Annotated in this window: 16 protein-coding genes and 1 pseudogene; 13 read left to right on the top strand and 4 right to left on the bottom strand. The window is 42.2% G+C overall.

The annotated features are described in order from the left end of the window. Positions 1 to 80: 80 nt before the first annotated feature. From ICN44_RS09895 to ICN44_RS09905, 3 genes are read left to right on the top strand one after another with little or no spacing between them, the layout of a single operon-like run. A complete protein-coding gene (locus ICN44_RS09895) occupies positions 81 to 335 on the top strand; it encodes a hypothetical protein (protein ID WP_216263813.1) in 255 nt (84 codons plus the stop codon). Then, on the top strand, positions 332 to 988 hold the full coding sequence (locus ICN44_RS09900; protein WP_112294540.1) for a FlgO family outer membrane protein: 657 nt from the start codon (positions 332 to 334) through the stop codon (positions 986 to 988). Before ICN44_RS09895 ends, ICN44_RS09900 begins: the two co-directional genes overlap by 4 nt. 53 nt (positions 989 to 1,041) lie before the next feature. Continuing rightward, complete coding sequence (locus ICN44_RS09905; protein ID WP_112294541.1) at positions 1,042 to 1,638, top strand: FlgO family outer membrane protein; 597 nt, start codon at positions 1,042 to 1,044, stop codon at positions 1,636 to 1,638. Positions 1,639 to 1,643: 5 nt separating this feature from the next. On the opposite strand, the gene ICN44_RS09910 is transcribed toward ICN44_RS09905, so the two are convergent. Further along, entirely contained in the window at positions 1,644 to 2,879 is a 1,236-nt protein-coding gene (locus ICN44_RS09910; protein WP_216263814.1) for a response regulator, read from the bottom strand. A gap of 418 nt (positions 2,880 to 3,297) precedes the next feature. Here ICN44_RS09910 and flhD point away from each other — a divergent pair, with 418 nt between their 5' ends. The 3 genes from flhD to ICN44_RS09925 all read left to right on the top strand — a co-directional run bounded on the left by flhD (position 3,298) and on the right by ICN44_RS09925 (position 9,086). Further along, positions 3,298 to 3,630, top strand: a complete 333-nt coding sequence (flhD, locus tag ICN44_RS09915) for a flagellar transcriptional regulator FlhD (RefSeq protein WP_096672510.1) — start codon at positions 3,298 to 3,300, stop codon at positions 3,628 to 3,630. 37 nt (positions 3,631 to 3,667) lie between these two features. After that, on the top strand, positions 3,668 to 4,231 hold the full coding sequence (flhC, locus tag ICN44_RS09920; RefSeq protein WP_096672511.1) for a flagellar transcriptional regulator FlhC: 564 nt from the start codon (positions 3,668 to 3,670) through the stop codon (positions 4,229 to 4,231). Between the two features lie 184 nt (positions 4,232 to 4,415). Then, the gene (locus tag ICN44_RS09925; protein ID WP_216263816.1) at positions 4,416 to 9,086 is read left to right on the top strand and encodes a hypothetical protein; all 4,671 of its coding nucleotides are present in this window, start codon (positions 4,416 to 4,418) and stop codon (positions 9,084 to 9,086) included. On the opposite strand, the gene ICN44_RS09930 is transcribed toward ICN44_RS09925, so the two are convergent. Both ICN44_RS09930 and ICN44_RS09935 read right to left on the bottom strand, forming a co-directional pair. After that, positions 9,087 to 9,353 carry a hypothetical protein gene (locus ICN44_RS09930; protein ID WP_096672513.1) on the bottom strand — a complete coding sequence of 89 codons (267 nt, stop codon included), beginning with the start codon at positions 9,351 to 9,353 and terminating at the stop codon, positions 9,087 to 9,089. A gap of 2 nt (positions 9,354 to 9,355) precedes the next feature. Beyond that, positions 9,356 to 9,634, bottom strand: coding sequence for a DUF1902 domain-containing protein (locus ICN44_RS09935; RefSeq protein ID WP_215313622.1), 279 nt, complete (start codon positions 9,632 to 9,634; stop codon positions 9,356 to 9,358). 87 nt (positions 9,635 to 9,721) lie between these two features. Between ICN44_RS09935 and ICN44_RS09940 the strand changes: the two genes are divergently transcribed. The 4 genes and pseudogenes from ICN44_RS09940 to ICN44_RS09955 all read left to right on the top strand — a co-directional run bounded on the left by ICN44_RS09940 (position 9,722) and on the right by ICN44_RS09955 (position 15,284). Then, positions 9,722 to 10,831 carry a response regulator gene (locus tag ICN44_RS09940; RefSeq protein ID WP_216263818.1) on the top strand — a complete coding sequence of 370 codons (1,110 nt, stop codon included), beginning with the start codon at positions 9,722 to 9,724 and terminating at the stop codon, positions 10,829 to 10,831. Between the two features lie 36 nt (positions 10,832 to 10,867). Then, positions 10,868 to 11,347: pseudogene (locus ICN44_RS09945) on the top strand (GAF domain-containing protein); the annotation flags it as partial. 57 nt (positions 11,348 to 11,404) lie between these two features. Continuing rightward, positions 11,405 to 13,624, top strand: a complete 2,220-nt coding sequence (locus ICN44_RS09950; RefSeq protein WP_216263819.1) for a hybrid sensor histidine kinase/response regulator — start codon at positions 11,405 to 11,407, stop codon at positions 13,622 to 13,624. An 82-nt stretch (positions 13,625 to 13,706) separates the two neighbouring features. Beyond that, entirely contained in the window at positions 13,707 to 15,284 is a 1,578-nt protein-coding gene (locus ICN44_RS09955) for a PAS domain-containing protein (RefSeq protein WP_216263820.1), read from the top strand. Between the two features lie 25 nt (positions 15,285 to 15,309). Here ICN44_RS09955 and ICN44_RS09960 read toward each other — a convergent pair whose 3' ends face one another. Then, positions 15,310 to 15,699 (bottom strand): surface-adhesin E family protein, encoded by a 390-nt coding sequence (locus tag ICN44_RS09960; protein ID WP_215313617.1) that lies wholly within the window; start codon positions 15,697 to 15,699, stop codon positions 15,310 to 15,312. Positions 15,700 to 15,966: 267 nt separating this feature from the next. Here ICN44_RS09960 and ICN44_RS09965 point away from each other — a divergent pair, with 267 nt between their 5' ends. From ICN44_RS09965 to ICN44_RS09975, 3 genes are all read left to right on the top strand, one after another. Beyond that, positions 15,967 to 17,577 (top strand): EAL and HDOD domain-containing protein, encoded by a 1,611-nt coding sequence (locus ICN44_RS09965; protein WP_216263821.1) that lies wholly within the window; start codon positions 15,967 to 15,969, stop codon positions 17,575 to 17,577. A 294-nt stretch (positions 17,578 to 17,871) separates the two neighbouring features. Continuing rightward, on the top strand, positions 17,872 to 18,405 hold the full coding sequence (locus ICN44_RS09970) for a helix-turn-helix domain-containing protein (RefSeq protein ID WP_216263822.1): 534 nt from the start codon (positions 17,872 to 17,874) through the stop codon (positions 18,403 to 18,405). Positions 18,406 to 18,485: 80 nt separating this feature from the next. After that, positions 18,486 to 18,878, top strand: a complete 393-nt coding sequence (locus ICN44_RS09975; RefSeq protein WP_216263823.1) for a surface-adhesin E family protein — start codon at positions 18,486 to 18,488, stop codon at positions 18,876 to 18,878. Positions 18,879 to 18,919: the final 41 nt, after the last annotated feature.

Consider the following 18,919-nt stretch of genomic DNA (forward strand, 5'->3'; position numbering starts at 1 on the left):
TATACAAGCGGACTCTATTTAAATGTTTGTTGGTATTGAAGTATTCAAGTGAAGAAGTTTAGGGTTTATGGGCTAAGGATATGTCGCGTTTAAATTATCTTTCATTATTGATTGTGAGTCTTCTGATTTGTTCAGGATGTACATCTGCGAGCTCGCCCTACGCAGTCAACTGTGAAAATTGCAATGCTCAACCTTACTACTCAGTGATGATTATTCAACCTGGTATGTCTAGTGATTTTCCAGTGAGTTATCGCGTTCGACTTCCTGAGGGTGATACGAAGCTCAGTAAGGTAATGCCAACTGAGGCAGTGAGTTCAAGAGCGGTACCCCAATGAAATTGCATTTAAATCCTTTCGTATTCTCGATTCGCCTTGCAAGCACATGCGCTTTTTTTTCTGCAGTATTTTCCTTGAGTGCACACGCCCAGACACAAGCAAGTCAAGAGAGGACTGTTTCACCTTATCCATTTCGATATGAGGCCATTTCCCTCATTCCAAGTACCTCATCTTCTGGCGCCTTAAATACAGCCTCGATGTTTATCGCTGAGCAGTTAGAGCGTAATCTTTCCCCGGAAATGAGAAGCCGTGCATTGGTAGTCACAGATTTTGTTGATCTCAGTACTTTGAATGAGACTTCTCAGCTAGGCCGGCTCTTGGCGCAAAACTTGATGCATGAAATGCAGTTAAGAAATTGGTCTGTCACAGACGTTACCTTCAGAAAAAATATTCTGATTGAATCTAGCGGTGAGTTTTCTCTGAGTAGGGATGTCAAGCAACTGAAGCCACCGGTACAAACCGGTAGCATTATTACTGGCACTTATGTGAATACCGCTGAGGGACTTATTCTGAATGTCAGAATGATTCAGGTCATCAGTGGCGCTGTAGTATCCACAGCGCAAGTTAAGTTGCCGCAAGATCGTTTGATCTCGCATTTGTTGAATGGTCCTCCAAGACCACCAGCTATGCCAATTTTAAACCTCGCTAATTAATCGTACTAGTACCCACTAGTAGAATACGACTTTTATTGATATTCTGAATCGATATGTCTATTCGCCAATCCCACAACTTTTCTTATCTATCTATAGGTATTGTTTTTCTCTGTGTACTTTTGGGTCTTACCGCTTGTGGTACCACTAGTCGTAGCGATGCTCAGTGCCTTACATTTGAAGATAAGCTGCAAGCAACGGATTTAACTGTCTTGGTTTCGGGCATGGCAACTGAGCTCAATACCTCATTACCTAAATTTGATCCTAATGGTCCAGACGAGTACGGTGTGTTACTCGTGGCTGATTTTGTCAATGTCAACACGCTCAAAACAGAGCCTAATGTCCTAGTCATGAGCGAGATGATGCGGAGTTATCTTGCGCGTATCCCCGGGAAGAAGGTAGTGCAAGTAGAGTTTGGTAAAGATATTCGTATCAGCGATACCGGCATTGTGTCTTTGACTCGCAAGATTGGTCAGGCTGGTAATACGAAGGTTGGCGCCAGTCAAGTGATTGTTGGAACTTACCTCAATTTGCCCAACAAGCTAGTGATTAATGTTAAAGCCATTGATCCCAGCAATCAAATTATTAGCGCTGCGATTGTGCGAGAGCTGAACTATTCTTGCAGTGGCGGTAAATTAAGACTCGACAAATAGCAATGCTATCTAATCCATTGAGTGATTTGATTTACTAGCTCTTTAGGATCTACCGTTTTAGAAATACAGCCATTCATTCCATGATCAAGGCATTGTTGAGAGGTATCTGCACACACTCTGGCACTAAGCCCAATGATGGGTAAAGACTTCAAATGCGCTTGTTCCCGAATTTGCTTGCAAGCTTGTAAGCCATCTAACACTGGCATCTGAATATCCATCAAAACTGCGTCGTATTGTTTGGTCTTTAAGAGTTCTAGCGCATCTTGTCCATTGTTTGCGACGTCGATACGCGCGCCAAAAATTTCTAAGTATTCTTTTAGTGCTTCTTGTGCGATAGCATTATCTTCAGTTAACAGAATGACAAGATCTTGAAGCGGTCTATCTTGAAGACTTTGTTGAGTGCTTTGCTTGCGATGATGTGATTCGTACTTATCAAGATATTGTTTTAAATAAATCCTAGTCTCTGCAAGTACCTCTAGAAAATCATGATAGTTTTCAGCAGGGAGTTGGCCGAGTCTTAAGTCTGCATCTAGAAACTGTGCTGCAGCAAATACTGCATCGGCTCCAATGGTGCATGCAGACCCCTTAAATGCATGAATCCTTTTTTGTGCTGCCTGGAAATCATTCATTGCAACTTCATTTTGCAGGCCTACGCTGCAATCCCTGCAATCCACTACAAATAGGTTGAGTAACTTGAAAGTCAAAGTAATATCATTCATCAACAATGCAATTTTATTGATGTTAAAGCCGGGCAAGTCCTGCATTACCGTATCGGATAGCTTTTGGGGATCAGCAATATCTGTATTGGTTGATTTCAGATGCTCGCGTAGGGGTCGTAATTGCAAAATGCAATTGACCACTGTTTGATATAGCCTGTTTGGATCGATGGGCTTACTAATAAAGTCGCTCATTCCATAATCAAAGCACTGTTGAATTTCATCAGCGAATACACCTGCGCTAAGCCCAATGATGGGTAAGGACTTTAAATGCGCTTGTTCCCGAATTTGCTTGCAAGCTTGTAAGCCATCTAATACTGGCATCTGAATATCCATCAAAACTGCGTCGTATTGTTTGGTCTTTAAGAGCTCTAGCGCATCTTGTCCATTGTTTGCCACATCGATACGCGCTCCAACGCGCACCAGAAATTGCTTAATGACAACCTGATTAATAAGGTTGTCTTCAACAATGAGTACTTGAGCCGTTGCTAATACCGGGTGGTATCCATTTGTTTGGCTCTCCATAGAGCTTGTGTTGTTTATAGTCACAGTTTTGCTCTAAATTCTGTGAACTGAGCACAAGAAATCTTAATATCTAAATTGAGTGAGAGAGTATTAGGGCTGGGTGATGATGGAGTCAAGCTCATTGCATTGCCTAATTTTTGGTAGCTTCGTGGCGTATACAAAATTTGGTCTCCATTTACACTTAGGCCTTATAAATCGGGCTTTTGCTAACCATTCGAATTATTTTTTTTGCTGATTACCTAGGTCTATTGCGACTTATTGAGACTGTCTAATCAGCAGCACAAAAACATCTTATACAGTTTTGTAAGTATTTTCCTTACTAAATTTGTAGCATTTATCTCATTTAGAAAAAAATTGGGTCGGGCAAACTACATTCATCGCGAAAGTACTAAATCGCATAAATTAAGTGAGATAGAACATGCAACTGATTGATAAATCACAAGAAAGCATTATGACAGAAATTCGTGAAGCGAATCTGAATTATTTAATGCTGGCTCAACAGATGATTCAAGCAGACAAGGATCAAGCTGTTTTCCGCCTTGGTGTGAGTCAGGATATCGCTGATTTAATTGGGGATTTAAGCAATTCTCAGCTGATCAAGTTGGCTAGCTCCAACATGATGTTGATGCGCTTTCGCTTTGATGATGCCGCTATGTTGGGTATGTTGACCAAGAATACTAAGGGTTTATCCCAATCCATTGTCCACAGCTCAATTTTGATGGCCGGCCAAAAAGCCGAAGCTATTGCCTAATTTCTGCAATACCTATAAAGAAAGCGGAATTTAGATCATGAAAGTCAAAAGCATCGTTGGTGAGACCGAGCAACTTCAGTTAGCAATTCAGTTAATTAACTTAGGTGCTCGCCTGCAGTTGCTGGAGTCGCATACTTCTTTGTCACGCGAGCGTTTGACTAAGCTTTACAAGGAATTGAAAGGTATCTCACCTCCAAAAGGGATGTTGCCATTCTCAACCGACTGGTTTTTGACCTGGCAACCGAATATTCACTCCTCTTTATTTCTCAATATCTATAATTTCCTAAAAGAAAATACTGGTGTTACTGGTATTCAGGCGTTAATTAAGTCTTATCAGCTTTATCTTGAGCAATATCACATCATTGAGCAGGCTGACGACCATCCTGTCAGCGATGAGCCAGTCATCAGTTTGATCCGTGCGTGGACTCTGATTCGTTTTGTAGAGCAAAAACTCCTGAAAACTGAAACTTGTTCATGCTGTAAAGGGAAGTTTGTTGTTGATGTGTATGACTTACATGAAGAATATGAGTGCAATCTGTGTAATGTGCCCTCAAGAGCGGGCAAGTATCAGAAGAATAAGAAATTATTACTTGCTGCCTAAGCTTTCAAAGCCCATCATTCAAATCAGTTTTATCCTTTTATAAATCTCTTTCCAGACGCTATTTCTAGCGGAGTCTAGGAATTAAGGCTATTAAATGCCTTTTTTCTAGCCATTAAAAAAACAGTAATTAATTAATATGGCTTAGTAACCTAAGCCATTAATTTTATTGTGTTTTTTAGTTTGTATGAATAATTCAATCACTTCCTTAGCATCTAGTCTGCAAAGTGCAGTCAATGATGTTCAGGCACGTCTTGATAAAACGCAAACACAGATTGCCAACGGTAAACAGCCTCTCTCAAAACAAGATGCTAGTGTCGTTGCTAGATTATCTAATCAGGCCACTAGCCAAGATGCTGTTCAAGGCAATATTACTAATGCCAACAACATCATCGATATTACACAAACAGGCTTAAGTTCAATCTCATCGATTTTGTCCCAAATGCAAGGTTTGGCCACGCAAGTGTCTAATGGTTTATTTAACTCCGTTGATCAGAGTAATTTGTTTGCTGAATTTGCTAGCCTTAATAAACAAATTGGACAAATTGCTGCGACAACTAGCTTAAATGGCAATAATTTACTTACTGGTAACCAGACATTATCAGTAGTGAGCGGTACCGATGGTGTGAATAACCAAACTACTGTCATTCAGGGTATAGATATCACCCGCCTACAAGCGGCTCTGAATGCCATTACTTTTGCTGTAGCTTCTCAAAATTTAACGCCAACTACAATAGTAGATGGTGTACCTACTGTTAGTGCCCCCACTAGCGCACAACAAACGATTACCTTTAATGGTTTGGCAAATGGCGATAGTGCAACTGTAGGCGGGCTCACTTTTACAGCCACTCGAGATTTAACGGCGGCGCAAGTGGCAGCAGCCTTTACACAAAAGATCAATAACCCAAGCAGTACTCCTGCAGGCGGTAGCTTTGCGAATAGTTTTACAAGTAGCTTTACTGCTGCTGATAATGGTAGTGGCATAGTGATCCTTACGGGATCGATCGCTGGACCACAATCTATTTCCGTTAGCGGCAACATTGCTAGTGCAACATCTCCAATTACTAGTGGCAACATTACCATTAACATCCCTGGAGTAGCTTATGTAGCCCCTACTAATGCACAACAAACTATTAGTTTTAATGGTTTAGCGAGAGGTGACAGCGCGACTGTAGGTGGCTTAACATTCACTGCTGCTAGCGATTTAAGTGCAGCGCAAGTGGCAGCAGCCTTTACTCAAAAGATCACTACCCCCAGTAGCACTCCAGCAGGTGGTAATTTTTCGAATAGTTTTATAGGTGGTCTTGATGCCACTGACCTTGCCAATGGTTCAGTTAGATTGACGAGTAATCCTTTAGGCTTTCGAAATCCAGTTGCAGTCAGTGGCAACATTACGAGCGCAACATCTCCAATTACTAGCAGCAATATCACTAGCAACATCTCTGGAGTGACCTATGTAGCGCCTACTAATGCTCAGCAAACCATCAGCTTTAATGGTTTGGCTGGAGGGGATAGTGCTACTGTAGGTGGGCTAACTTTTACTGCAAATAGTGATTTAACGGCGTCACAGGTTGCCAGCATTTTTTATCAAAAGATTGCAAATAGCAGCAATAGCGCTGCTGGTAACTTTACCAATAACTTTCAAGGTGGTTATAACCTAACGAGCCCGGGCTCTGGAAATGCCGTGACCTTTACTGCAACGGCAACCGGTCCAAGCTCGATTGGGGTTGGCGGTAATATTACAAGCGCAACAACAGCGATCACTTCTGCGAATGTTGCTAGCAACCGCACTGGGGTGGCCTATGTGGCACCATCTTATGCACAACAAACCATTCGCTTAAATGCTATGGCGCCTGGTGATACTGCTACTGTCGGTGGCCTAATACTAACTGCCACCACTGGCTTAACAGCAGCGCAAGTGGCAGCAGCCTTTGCACAAAAGATCAATAGCCCAAGCAGTACTCCAGCAGGCGGTAATTTTACGAGTAGCTTTATAGGTGGTTTTAGCGCTGTTGACAATAGCAACGGTACTTTTACGCTTAATGGAAATGCAGTAGGGCCGATGAGCGCAATTGTCGTAAGCTCTACCTTGTCTTCTTCTATTAGACCTGCATTAAGTGCAAGTGACATAACCATTATTGCTGCCGGAAGCCCTTCTTTAGCAGCCCAGTTTTCAGTTGTATTGCATTCCTTGGCAGCGGGAGAAACTGCTACAGTTGGAGGTCTTACATTTACAGCGAGCTCAAATGTAACGGCAACTCAAGTTGCCGATATTTTTGCAGCCAAAATTAATTCGAATACAGATAGTTCTTCAGGGACATTTTTGAATGCGTTCTCGGGTGGATTTACTGCAACATCATCTGGGATGGGAAATTTAGCTCTTAATGGAACTTCATTTGGTGCGAGAGCAATGGAGGTTAGCGGTAGAACTGTAAGTGCAACCATTATCCAGTCCTCAGATGTTTCTATTTCTGTAACAGGTAATTACTCTAGCTCAGGCAACTATGCTCAGCAGTTGATTCAGATGAGGGCCTTATCTGCTGGCGAGACTGAAACTTTAGGAGGTCTTACTCTTACCGCAAATTCAAATATGACGGCAAGAGATGTGGCGATTGCATTTTTAAATAAACAGCAATACAACTCAGATCCACCTTCAAGTGCTGGCTCCTTTGGTGGCACTAGTTTTACTTATGGCTCGCAATTCTCTTTAAATAACTACAACGTAACCCTTGGACAACTGTCTGCAAATGCTTCTAGTCCAGGCCCCAGAGATTTGCTACCCGCATCTGGAACTGTGACCGGAGGTAGTGGTAATAGTGCGCTGAGCGCGTCTGATGTGACAACAATTTCTGTCGGAACTGCAAGTCAAGCCGGCGCTTATGCGCAGCAAACTGTGCAGTTTCATGATCTGTTTCCTGGTGAGAGCGTTACTGTTGGTGGCCTTACCTTTTACGCCAATACTTTCGTGAATGCAGCTACAGTGGCAAATAATTTCTCTGCGCGGATGACTAGTAATACCAGCTCACCTGCAGGCGGATATTTTGGCGGCTCATTTTCTGCAAACTTTGCCCCAGGATCTATATCAAGTGGTTCTTTATCAATCACCGGTACTTATTACGGACCACAAGGCGCAATTTCAGTTAGTGGAAGTTCAAGTAGCATTCCATCGAGTAATGCTTATTTGTCGTCATCTAACGTTACAACTGTAGCCGCTGGTTTTGCAGGTATCACAGGTGTCTACGCACAGCAAACAGTCAGTCTGAATGCTCTAAATGCTGGTGATAGTGCCACGATTGGCGGATTAACATTTACGGCTGCTAAGGATTTGACTGCAACTGAAGTAGCACAAATGTTTGCAGATAAGACTGCTGCTAGCAGTCCGCATGATCCCCTTAATGCAGAGGGATCCTTTGTGGGCTCATTAACTGGTTTTAATGGCGCTAGTACGGGAAATGCATTGACTTTAACCGGCACTTCATTTGGACCGATGAGTACAGTGAGCGTGAGCGGCAGTGTGACTCCTAGAGTCGCCATATCTTCGTCTAATGTCACTACTCAAGCTGTAGGTTCTAATGGAACTGCAGGTGTCTACGCACAGCAAACAGTCAGTCTGAATGCTCTAAACGCTGGTGATAGTGCCACGATTGGTGGGTTAATATTTACGGCCGCAGCTGATCTAACGGCGGCCCAGGTTGCTACTATTTTTGCAAATAAGACTGCTGCATCACCAAGCGATCCATCGGCTAGCGATGGAATCTTTACCGGTATATTTATCGGTGGTTTTCGTGGTTCTAGTACGGGAAATGCATTGACTTTAACCGGCACTTCATTTGGACCGATGAGTACAGTGAGCGTGAGCGGCAGTGTGACTCCTAGAGTCGCCATATCTTCGTCTAATGTCACTACTCAAGCCGCAGGTTCTAATGGAACTGCAGGTGTCTACGCACAGCAAACAGTCAGTCTGAATGCTCTAAACGCTGGTGATAGTGCCACGATTGGCGGATTAACATTTACGGCTGCTAAGGATTTGACTGCAACTGAAGTAGCACAAATGTTTGCAGATAAGACTGCTGCTAGCAGTCCGCATGATCCCCTTAATGCAGAGGGATCCTTTGTGGGCTCATTAACTGGTTTTAATGGCGCTAGTACGGGAAATGCATTGACTTTAACCGGCACTTCATTTGGACCGATGAGTACAGTGAGCGTGAGCGGCAGTGTGACTCCTAGAGTCGCCATATCTTCGTCTAATGTCACTACTCAAGCTGTAGGCTCTAATGGTGTGTTGGGTGTCTACGCTAAACAGGCGGTTACTCTTCGCGATCTTAATTCTGGCGATAGCGCCACGATTGGTGGGTTGACGCTTACGGCCAATACCAACTTAACTGCCTCTGAAGTGGCTTCGATATTTGCTAGTAAAATTACTACAGGTAGAGATCCAGGTATAAATCTCGGGGTTTTCGGCGGGACATTTGTTGGTGGATTTACTGGCGAAAGTACTCGAAGTACCTTGACCTTAACTGGAACAGCCTACGGGCCGATGGCTACTGTTACTGCTAGTCAAATGGTTTCGGGTCAAGACAACGCGCCTAAGGCGATTGCTTTGATCAATCAATTCATTTCAGAGATCTCATCTACCCAAGCATCTTTGTCGGCTGCGAGTACGGATCTGAACGGCGCTCTTGATAAAAGTACAAAATTAGCGACAAGCTCGCAGAAAACAGTAGATGCAATTCAGAACATTGATTTGACAGCCTTGCAAGCAAGTCTGCAGGCTCTGAGTACCCAACAAAGTCTAGATTTTCAGGTAGTTGCGCAGATGAATACAGCCTCTGCTTCCATTCTGTCGATCTTTAGGTAATTACTTACCGGCATTTTCTTCCGCTTCTTCATCTTGATGGGCCTCAAACTGTTCGGGCAGGCCTGCGATCTTGAGAATGGCATTAGCAGTGTGGTGCGAGAGGATTTTACTATCGAACGGAAAGTAGATCCCTGTAATTGGTGAGAACCAAATGTCGTGATTGCCCCGGTGGGCTGGCGCATGATAGTTACAACCAGCTTCTTTGAGTATGACTAGTAAATCTGTAGAAAAAGAGTTACCACGATAAGACCCGATCACTTTTGCCATGATTAAGCCTCAGTTGGTATGTGAGCTACTGACGACTTACGGGCTAGCACTTCATACACAATTTCAGGCTGTTCCGTAAGTTTATTTAAAAGTATTAACTCTGGAACCATGGAAGAGAGCTTATTAAAGAGGATGTCAATAGAGTCAGCCTCAGTTGCCAATCCCAATACATCATCGGAGGTGGCGGACCAAATGCTCGCATCGTTATCCCACTCTGCGCGGATCAAAAATACTTTTTCCATGTGATCTCCAGTAACCAGATTGGTTCGACCTTTTAACATTCAAGAGTGCCCTAAGGATAATATAATAGAATAATGCGGAAATCTCTTAATTTATCAAAAATACCTATATAAATCAGTCACTAAGCCATGAAACCCACAAACATCTTAATTGTTGACGATACCGCTGAAAATATTGATCTATTAAAGGCTGTATTAGAGAGTCGTGACTATGCTGTTAAAACAGCTGCTAGTGGCGCCGAAGCCCTCAAATCTATCGAAGAGTCTATGCCTGATCTCGTGGTGCTAGATGTCATGATGCCTGAGATGTCCGGATATGAGGTGTGTCAGGCCATTCGTCAAAAACCACAAACTGCATTACTACCAGTAGTTATGCTCACAGCGCTGGATCCTTCCAGTGAAAAAGTCAAAGGAATAGAGGCTGGCGCAGATGACTTTTTAAGTAAGCCAATTAATCAGGCAGAACTGTTAGCGCGAGTAGATTCTTTGCTGCGTATCGCCGGCCTTCAAAAGGAAATTGCCGATAAAAATAAAGAGTTGTTACAACTGAATCAAGACCTAGAAAAAAAGGTTGCCCAACAAGTTGAGGAAATCGAGAGCCTTAATAAGCTCAAACGATCTTTGCCTGCGGATGTTGCCACCAAGATTGTTTCTGATAAACAGGAGGGTCTCTTACAACCTCATCGTAAAGAAATCACCATTGCGTTTTTTGAGTTGCGTGGCTTTGGTAATTTGGTGATGGATAGAGAGCCAGAAGAAGTCATGATCATTCTGAGCGAGTTTCATCAGATTCTTGGCAAACTCATTAGTCAATTTAATGGCACTGTCCAGCGTTTTTCTTGCGACGAAATCGTGATCTTTTTTAATGACCCGATACCGGTTGATAACGCTCCAATGCAGGCTATTAACCTGGCAAAACGGTTTCAAACGGCTTTTGCCAATCTCAAAGTTCGCTGGAGTCAAAAAGGCTACAACCCATCTTTGTCAATTGGGGTTGGTGTTGCCACTGGATTTGCTACCTTGGGTATGATGGGTTTTGAGGGGCGTGAAGACTATACCGCAATTGGTGCAGTCACTGAAATTGTTTCAAGGCTATGCCGTGAAGCTAAGGCTGGAGAAATTTTGATGGATGTGCGAACTCAGTCACGCTTAAATGCAGATTCTGGTGCTAAACCCCGTGGCTCAATTATGTTTAAAGATATCGATAAGTCCATTGAGGCATTCAAAATTGCACAGTAAAAATTCACTTCAATCCGCTTGATTAGGAGTTAATAGATGCAGAAACCTGAAAATCCAATAAATGAATCAGAAAGACTGGCGGGATTACGCCAACTTGAGATTCTAGATACGGAACCTGAAGAGCGTTTTGATCGCGTTACTAAACTAGCGCGCTCCGTATTTAATGTACCAATTGCATTGGTCTCTTTAGTAGATAAAGATCGGCAGTGGTTTAAATCGAGTTGTGGTTTGGATGCCTCAGAAACTCCACGAGATATTTCTTTTTGTGGACATGCTATCTTAGGTAAGGATATTTTTCTGATCCCCAATGCGCTAGAAGATAGTCGCTTTAAAGATAACCCACTGGTCACCGGAAAACCATTCATCCGTTTTTATGCGGGTATTCCATTGCATTTACCAGGTGGTTTGGCGGTTGGTACCCTTTGCATTATTGATACTGCGCCAAGAAATTTCTCAGAAAAAGAGTTGGGTCACCTCCGAGATCTTGCACTGGTAGTAGAGCAAGAGCTACAAGCCCACTTTGAAAGCTAAGGCTTTAGGGCTGGAAATCCTTCTAAAATTGCGAACACTCCATTGAAAAATAATCGTTTAGTCATTATCGCTTCGGGTGTTGCTTTGGGCCTATTGGTTGTTGCGATAGCCATTGCCGCTAGTTTTTTCTTGAAGTTCAATGCTGAATCGGAATGGAAGAGGCAGACAGATAATGTTTCTTTCACATTATCTGAGCACGCTGCGCAAACGTTTATTTCTGCGGAAGTTGCACTTAATAGTATCTACAACGCTTTACCGCAAAGCAGCTTTTCCAATGAATCTGCTTTTAAGCAGTATGCCGCTCAAAAGATAGTTCATCAACTGCTTGCTGAAAAGATTGCATCAAATCCCTTGATTGATGTGGCATCTATCGCTCTAGATGATGGGCGTTTAGTTAATTTTTCTAGATCTTATCCGCCACCACCGATCAACTTATCCGAGCGAGATTATTTTAAAGAACTCAGAGATCACTCGCTAAGCACTAATTTTTTTAGTTTGCCAGTTAAAAATAAGGGTACTGGCCAGTGGGTATTTTATATTGCCAAAAGACTGCAAACCCCAGCTGGTGAGTTCTTGGGAACATTACAGGTTGGTGTTTCAGCAGCAAACTTTTCTGAATTTTATAAAAAAGTGATTAGTAGTCTAGGTGAGGGTGCCTCCGTTTCTTTATATCGAAATGATTTTTCTTTAATGACTGCCTATCCCTTTAGGGAAGATTTAATTGGCCAGAAGATTTTGTCTAGTAGCACCAAGAAATTAATGTCAGATCAAAATATTAATCATGCTGTTGCAGAGGTTAGTACGCCAAGAGCTATTCAGGATGGCCTGTCTGAAACCCGTATTGTTGCCCCCAGAAGAGTAACTAATTTCCCATTCATTGTCACACCAGTAGTGGCGGACAATATTTATCTCAATAGTTGGCTAAGGTCGCTTTATGCGATATGGCTTATTGCAATTTTGAATTTGGTCTTGCTATTTATTTTTATCAAAATGATTTTGAATCGTAATGAGCAAATTCACGAGGAGTTGGTGCGAATTAGTAATGCTGAAAGTGCATTAAGGGAGTCTCAGTTAATTATTGAGAAGCAGAATATGGAGCTTGATAACAAGGTGCGTGAGCGCACTTTAGAGCTCGAGACAAATCAAGTCCGTTTGCAAGAAAGCAATCTCTTGCTGGAAAGTGCTAATCGACATAAATCTGAATTTTTAGCCAATATGTCACATGAGCTCAGAACACCACTCAATTCCATTATTGGATTCTCAGAACTTCTCAAAGAAAAGATTTTTGGTGAAATCAATGTCAAGCAGGCTGAATATGTCAAAAATATTTTTAACTCGGGCAAGCATTTACTCGATTTAATTAACGATATCTTAGACCTCTCCAAAATTGAATCCGGGGAAGTTGTGATATTCAGAGAAATTTTTTCTCTGAATAAGGCTATTCAATCTTGCGTTGCTATCGTGTCAGAGCGAGTCAAGAAAAATAAATTAAAGCTTAATGTATTTATCAGTGAGGGTGAAAATCTCATCTTTGCTGATGAGCGAAAAATGAAGCAAATACTTCTGAATCTACTAACGAATGCTGTCAAATTTACACCTGAGGGTGGTGAAATCGTAGTTCAGGCTGAAAGTACTGAGGCAGGCGTCAAGATCCTTGTGAAGGATTCTGGAATCGGCATTGATCCAAAAGATCAAGAGAAAATTTTCGAAGAATTTAAGCAAGTAGAAAATAACTACACCAGAAAATTAGAGGGAACTGGTCTAGGCTTGGCAATTGTTAAGCGTCTAATAGATCTACAAGGTGGCTGGCTTAAACTGGATTCAGCACTAGGTGAGGGTACATGCTTCACAATCTTTATCCCCAAGGTTGATAAGGGGGGGTGCAGATTGACCCATATATTGATTGTCGATGACAGCATTCTTAATTCAGCTCTCGCAAAGGATATTTTGCAATCCTCTGGTTATGAGACTAGTGAAATAGAGTGTGGTGAGGATTTACAAGGACAACTTCTAAAGCAGGTACCAGATCTCATCTTGATGGATATTCAAATGCCCGGTATGAGCGGCTTTGATTGTTTGAAGTTTATGCGCGCCGATGATCGTTACGCCGCCATTCCCGTCATTGCATTTACAGCTTCTGTTATGCAAGAAGACAAGCAGGCCATTATGGATGCCGGTTTTAATGCCCTTATAGAAAAACCGATCGGTTTTAGAGATTTTCTGAGCACTATCGCATCCACACTAGAAAATCCTGTTGCATAAGCCAATATTTCGACCTAGTTTTGATTTTTTACCTAAGAATCAAGCGTTGCTAATTATTCAGTTAATTCTATAATTTGGTCATATGACGAATACCAATCACTCCCCAGGCATTCAGGGGCAGCTAGCGCAGTCGGGGAATGATGAATCTTTCTCCGTGATTGGACAAGATGAATTCTTGAAGCTAGCTGGGGTAGTCATTGCTAATACCAATGATATTGTTGTCATAACCGATGTTCCAAACGACCATCAAGAGCCACGCATTGTTTATGTAAACGAGGCCTTCATTCGAGAGACCGGTTATTCACTTAGCGACGTGTTGGGGAAAAATCCTCGAATGCTTCAGGGCCCAAGATCCGACCCAGAAACCAAGAGTAGGATTTTCAAAGCCCTTGGCGAGTGGAAGCATGTACGCGAAGAAATATTAAATTATAAAAAAAATGGTGAAGAGTTTTGGCAGGAGCTGAACATTATTCCCATTGCCAATGAAGCGGGCACTTTTACATATTGGGTTTCAATTCAGCGAGATATTACAGAGCGTAAATTAGCTGAAAAAGTAATATTTGAAACGAATAATCGCCTGCAGTTGGCGGCTCGAGCAGGCTCTGTTGGTATTTGGGATTTTGACTTCTTCAATAATCGTTTGGTTTGGGATGACCAAATGTGTAAATTGTATGGCATCACGCGAGATCAATTTAATGGTTCATATGATGGCTGGGCTAGCGCTCTTCATCCTCAAGATCGAGATGCAGCTGAATCAGCTATAACCAAAGCGCTTGAAGGTGCTAGTGAATTTAATACTCAATTCAGAATCCTGTGGCCAGATGGAAGTGTTCGTGTCATCAGAGGTCTAGCGACTGTTGAGAGAGATGAGGACAATAAACCGCTCCGAATGGTCGGTACTAATTGGGATATTACTGAGCTCATCAGCGCTAAGGTAGATGCTGAATCTGCGCTCAATGTGAAAACACAGTTTTTAATGAACATGTCTCATGAGATTCGTACGCCGATGACAGGCATTATTGGCCTGTCTACCTTGGCCTTGTATGAGCCCTTAAGCCCAGTGGTGCGTGAATATCTGCTGGGAATCGAATCTTCAGCCAAATTATTACTTGAGATTGTCAATGATATTCTCGACTTCTCTAAACTAGAGGCGAATAAGGCACGTATCAATGCTGCGCCATTTTCAATTGAAGATCTCTTTGTCAGGGTGCGTAGTCTATTTTTAGAAAATGCTAAAGCGAAGGGTTTGCAATTCAATCTTTTTTGCGACTTAGAACCCAACACACAACTCATCGGTGATTTTTTCTATCTCAGCCTGGTGATTAACAATCTCATTGGTAATGCGATTAAGTTTACAGAACATGGCTCGGTAGACCTTTCAATTCAGAAAGTCAAGCTAGAAAACTCCATCTTCACCTTACATTTTTCTGTTAAAGATACGGGAATAGGCATCTCTCCAGAATCTCAACAGCAAATATTAGATCCCTTTTCTCAGGCTGATGGCTCTATATCACGGCGTTTTGGAGGTACTGGATTGGGCTTAACCATTAGCAATCGAATTTTGGAGTTGATGGGCAGTACTTTAAATATTGATAGTGCAGAAGGGCGAGGCTCAACCTTCAGTTTTGATTTGGTAATAGTGAAAGAGCGCCGTAAGTAAAAACTGTCGAAATAAGCCTTGCGACTTATTTGGGCCTGCATAAATAAGTGAAGACTTTAAAATTGAGTACATTAGGTGGAATACTGAGCCAATTCTCTGGCTTGTTAGATGAAAAGATGCGATCGCCCTGCCCATTTTTTTCAGTGTAGGCATATTTCTCTAAAAAACGCGCTTTGTTTTCGGTGCAATCATATTCATAGTAGGCCACCCCAGAATATACGTCTCTATCGCCCTCAAAAATTTGCATTGGTTTTTTAAGGTCAAATAAAACCCAAGCGTCGATTGAGTATGGGTTTCGTTTAATGGTGCTGGTATCTACCTTCACAACGGCAGTATCATTGCTTCCAAGCTCAAGCCAATTGGCCATTGCTACAGAGCTAATGCAACACAGGATGATTGCAGTGAATTTTTTCATTGAAGTTCTTTTATTTACAGTCAGTGTTTAATACTCAAAATATTCTATTCTGTATTTTATGGCTAATGTACATTTCTGAATGACTATGTCATCTGAACTTCAAATTCTTTGGCTAGAATCAAGACAGGCTGTATTTGGGGTGTTCTAGAGCTTTAAAAAGATGGTCGGGGTTTATCTTGGGGCCCCATAAAAGCGAGTGCGAGTCTGTATTTGATCAAATACAGTAAAATCGAGGCAAATTAAGACCTGTTTTTTATCCCCTTTGCCATGGCACTCTTTAAGAAAAAATCCCTAGCTGCACCGATTCAGGCTCTTAGAAGCCCTGAAAAAATTGTGCCAGAAAATCCTTATCTTGGACGTGAGCCCATCATTAATAGAGAGCAGACGATCATTGGATATGAGCTTTTCTTTCGACCAGGTACTACACTTAAAGCTAAAAGACTGAATGATCGTAATGATGTTATGGCGCAAATTGCTAAGCGCTTAGCCGAGGATCCCAAAGCCGAAGTGAATTACCCAGAGGAGGTGACCGATGCCAATCTCAGGGATGATGATGGTAAGGAGGTGACTCAAGTAACTCTATCTGAAATCCTCTACTCCCTAAAGACAAAAGGGGTTACTCAATCCCTGGGTCAACATTTAGGTTTTATTAATATTCGTGCCGATCAATTGGGTGATGAGTTGCGCGGATTTCCGGCAATAAAATTTCCCTTGCAAATTGATCTTGCGGAAATTCTAGATGCGATTGAGGCTGAGGCTGAACTTACTAAAGAGGCCGAACAAGATCCTGAGGCTAATGCTGGTGCTAAAAAGGATTTTGAGGACTCTGGAGAACCTAAGGTTCCTGAAATTATAGAAAAGCTTGAAAGACTTCGAAGCGTAGGTTACAAATTCGTATTAACGGGTTTGACTGAAGTCTTTGATGGCCTAGATGATATTTTGACAAAGTTTCGTTATGTGAAGTTAGATCTTCAAAAGGTCACTAAACCATCCAGCCTGATTGATTACTGTAAGGGCATTCCTTTGCCGCGCGATGAAAAATCCAAAGATGGCAGCAGGACATTGCAAATTATTGCGTCCAAATTACATACCCCAGAAGAGTACCATCATGCGCGCGATATTGGATGCGATGCGTTTGAAGGTTTTTACTTTGTTAAACCTGATCCTAAGCTGTCATTGCATCGCGGTGATGAATATCGTAAGTTATTAGAGTTATTAACTTTGCTACTGTCTTCCCCTGAGTTAAAAGAATTGGTAACTGCAGTGGAGGCTAATCCGGTAGTTTCTAAACACCTCATGGTGATCGCTGAGATTGACTCACGGAGAAAGCGTGAAAAGCCGGAGAATATTCGTGATGCTGCTGTAATTTCAGGCATTAAGCGCATTACACGATGGACCCAACTCCTGCTCTATGCCGATACCAAGGCAAAAGTAGCCTTAGATGCCACACCTTTATTGCAGCTTGTTTGTGTCCGAGCTTTCTTTATGGAATCTCTGTCAACCAAATTGGGGGCGGGTGGAGGCTTGGGTTCTAGTGATTTAGCCTTCTTGGTTGGCGGGCTATCCTTAATTGATAATCTTTTTGACGAGCCGGCTCGCGAATTACTTTCTCACTTTAACCTTCCCAGCGTTGTCGTAGATGCCATTGTCGACCGCTCCGGTATTTTGGGGCAATTGCTTTCACTGGCTGAGGCTGCAGAAGTAGGTGATTTGGAGAAGTGCCGTCATCTGTGTTCTGATGAGTTGAAGACGGTAAGCCTAGACGATGTTGCTCAAGATTCCCTATTGGCGATTAAAAACTTTGTGGCTCAAACCCAGTTTGCACCAGAAGAGGATGTTTGGGAGGCTGCAGATTCACCGAATGAAGAATTGGCATAAGGGCCAATCAGGCGATGTGGGTCAAGAGCGCTAAAGGGTTCCGCCCAGCTCTTGTAGATCTCGGTTAGATTGGTTAAAAAAATTGTCATGGAATTGAAATACTTGCATTGTGACAATTAGTGTATACACTATCCTAAGTTCATGATTATTATAGGCAATGTTTAGCTGGCCAATGTTTTTAAGGTCTCCTTCTCATGATTTATAGAATCTAAATAATGATTCAATACTGATTGGTGTTGCAATTGTGTGCTGGGCAAGCAGTTGATTTTTTTGCTCACCCTTAAAGGAGATTTGGTGTCTGACAAGCAAAAAAATCTATTACCCAGAATAGTGGGTGAGCGCTTTAGGGATGCCAGGGAAAAGCAGGGCTTATCTATCGAGGAATTAGCAAATAAAGCGATTCTTTCTAACAGTCAAATTCGGCAAATCGAAGGCAAAGAGCAGGGCGCATTCTATTCCCCAGACATCAAATATTCGAGCGCTAAAAAGGTAGCCAAAATTCTGGGGCTACCTGAAGAGCAAGCTTTTGTTTCAAGCGAAACAATGCTCGATGGAGATATTGAAGTCTCAAGAGAGCAAAAAGAATTCAATGAGATCGAAGCCATTCTGGCGCAAAAAATGATCAACGAGATCAAATTTGAAAAGCCCAGCTTGATTCAAAAGATTATTGGCAAGAAAACCTCTATGCAATTGCCAATCCAAGGCATTGAGGTGACCTATGCCACTGGTCCTAAATTAGTCTTCAAGCGTATTGTCTTTTTACTGATTTTGCTTGCGGTCCTTGGCATCGGGTATTGGCTGCTCAGCCCATACATTCATATTTCCTGAGCTGATAACAATGCCCTCTATCACCAATATCACCAGCATCATCACTGCAATCCGCAATCGCCTAGCAGAAAGATTGCTAAATGATTAAACCAATTGTTTTGCTTTGGACAATCTTATTTGCTAGTCAGGCGTATGCTGATTGGACTAAAGTGACAGCCAATCAAGATATTTCTGTTTACATAGATGCCCAGGCAATTCAAAGAAATAAAAGTTTGGTGAAGGTTAAAGTTTTAGTCAATGAAGCCAAAGACTTAGTCGTTGATAAAGATCAGTATCCCTATCAATCCTTTAGAACTTACATAGAGTACAACTGCAAGAAAGAGCTTCAAAGAGCGCTGTCTACTAAATGGTTCTCTGATCCAATGGGCGAAGGCAATATAGTTTATCAAGATAAGCACCCCTACCCCTTTGCTCCTGTAGTAGAAGGCACTCTAGGCTTGGTTGTGATGAAACGTGTCTGTAAGGGCGTCTGATGTATAGAATAAGGCAATACAAACTTCAATTCCCCCAGAAA

Origin of the sequence: Polynucleobacter sp. JS-Fieb-80-E5 (assembly GCF_018882015.1) — a bacterium.
Classification (GTDB): Bacteria; Pseudomonadota; Gammaproteobacteria; order Burkholderiales; family Burkholderiaceae; genus Polynucleobacter.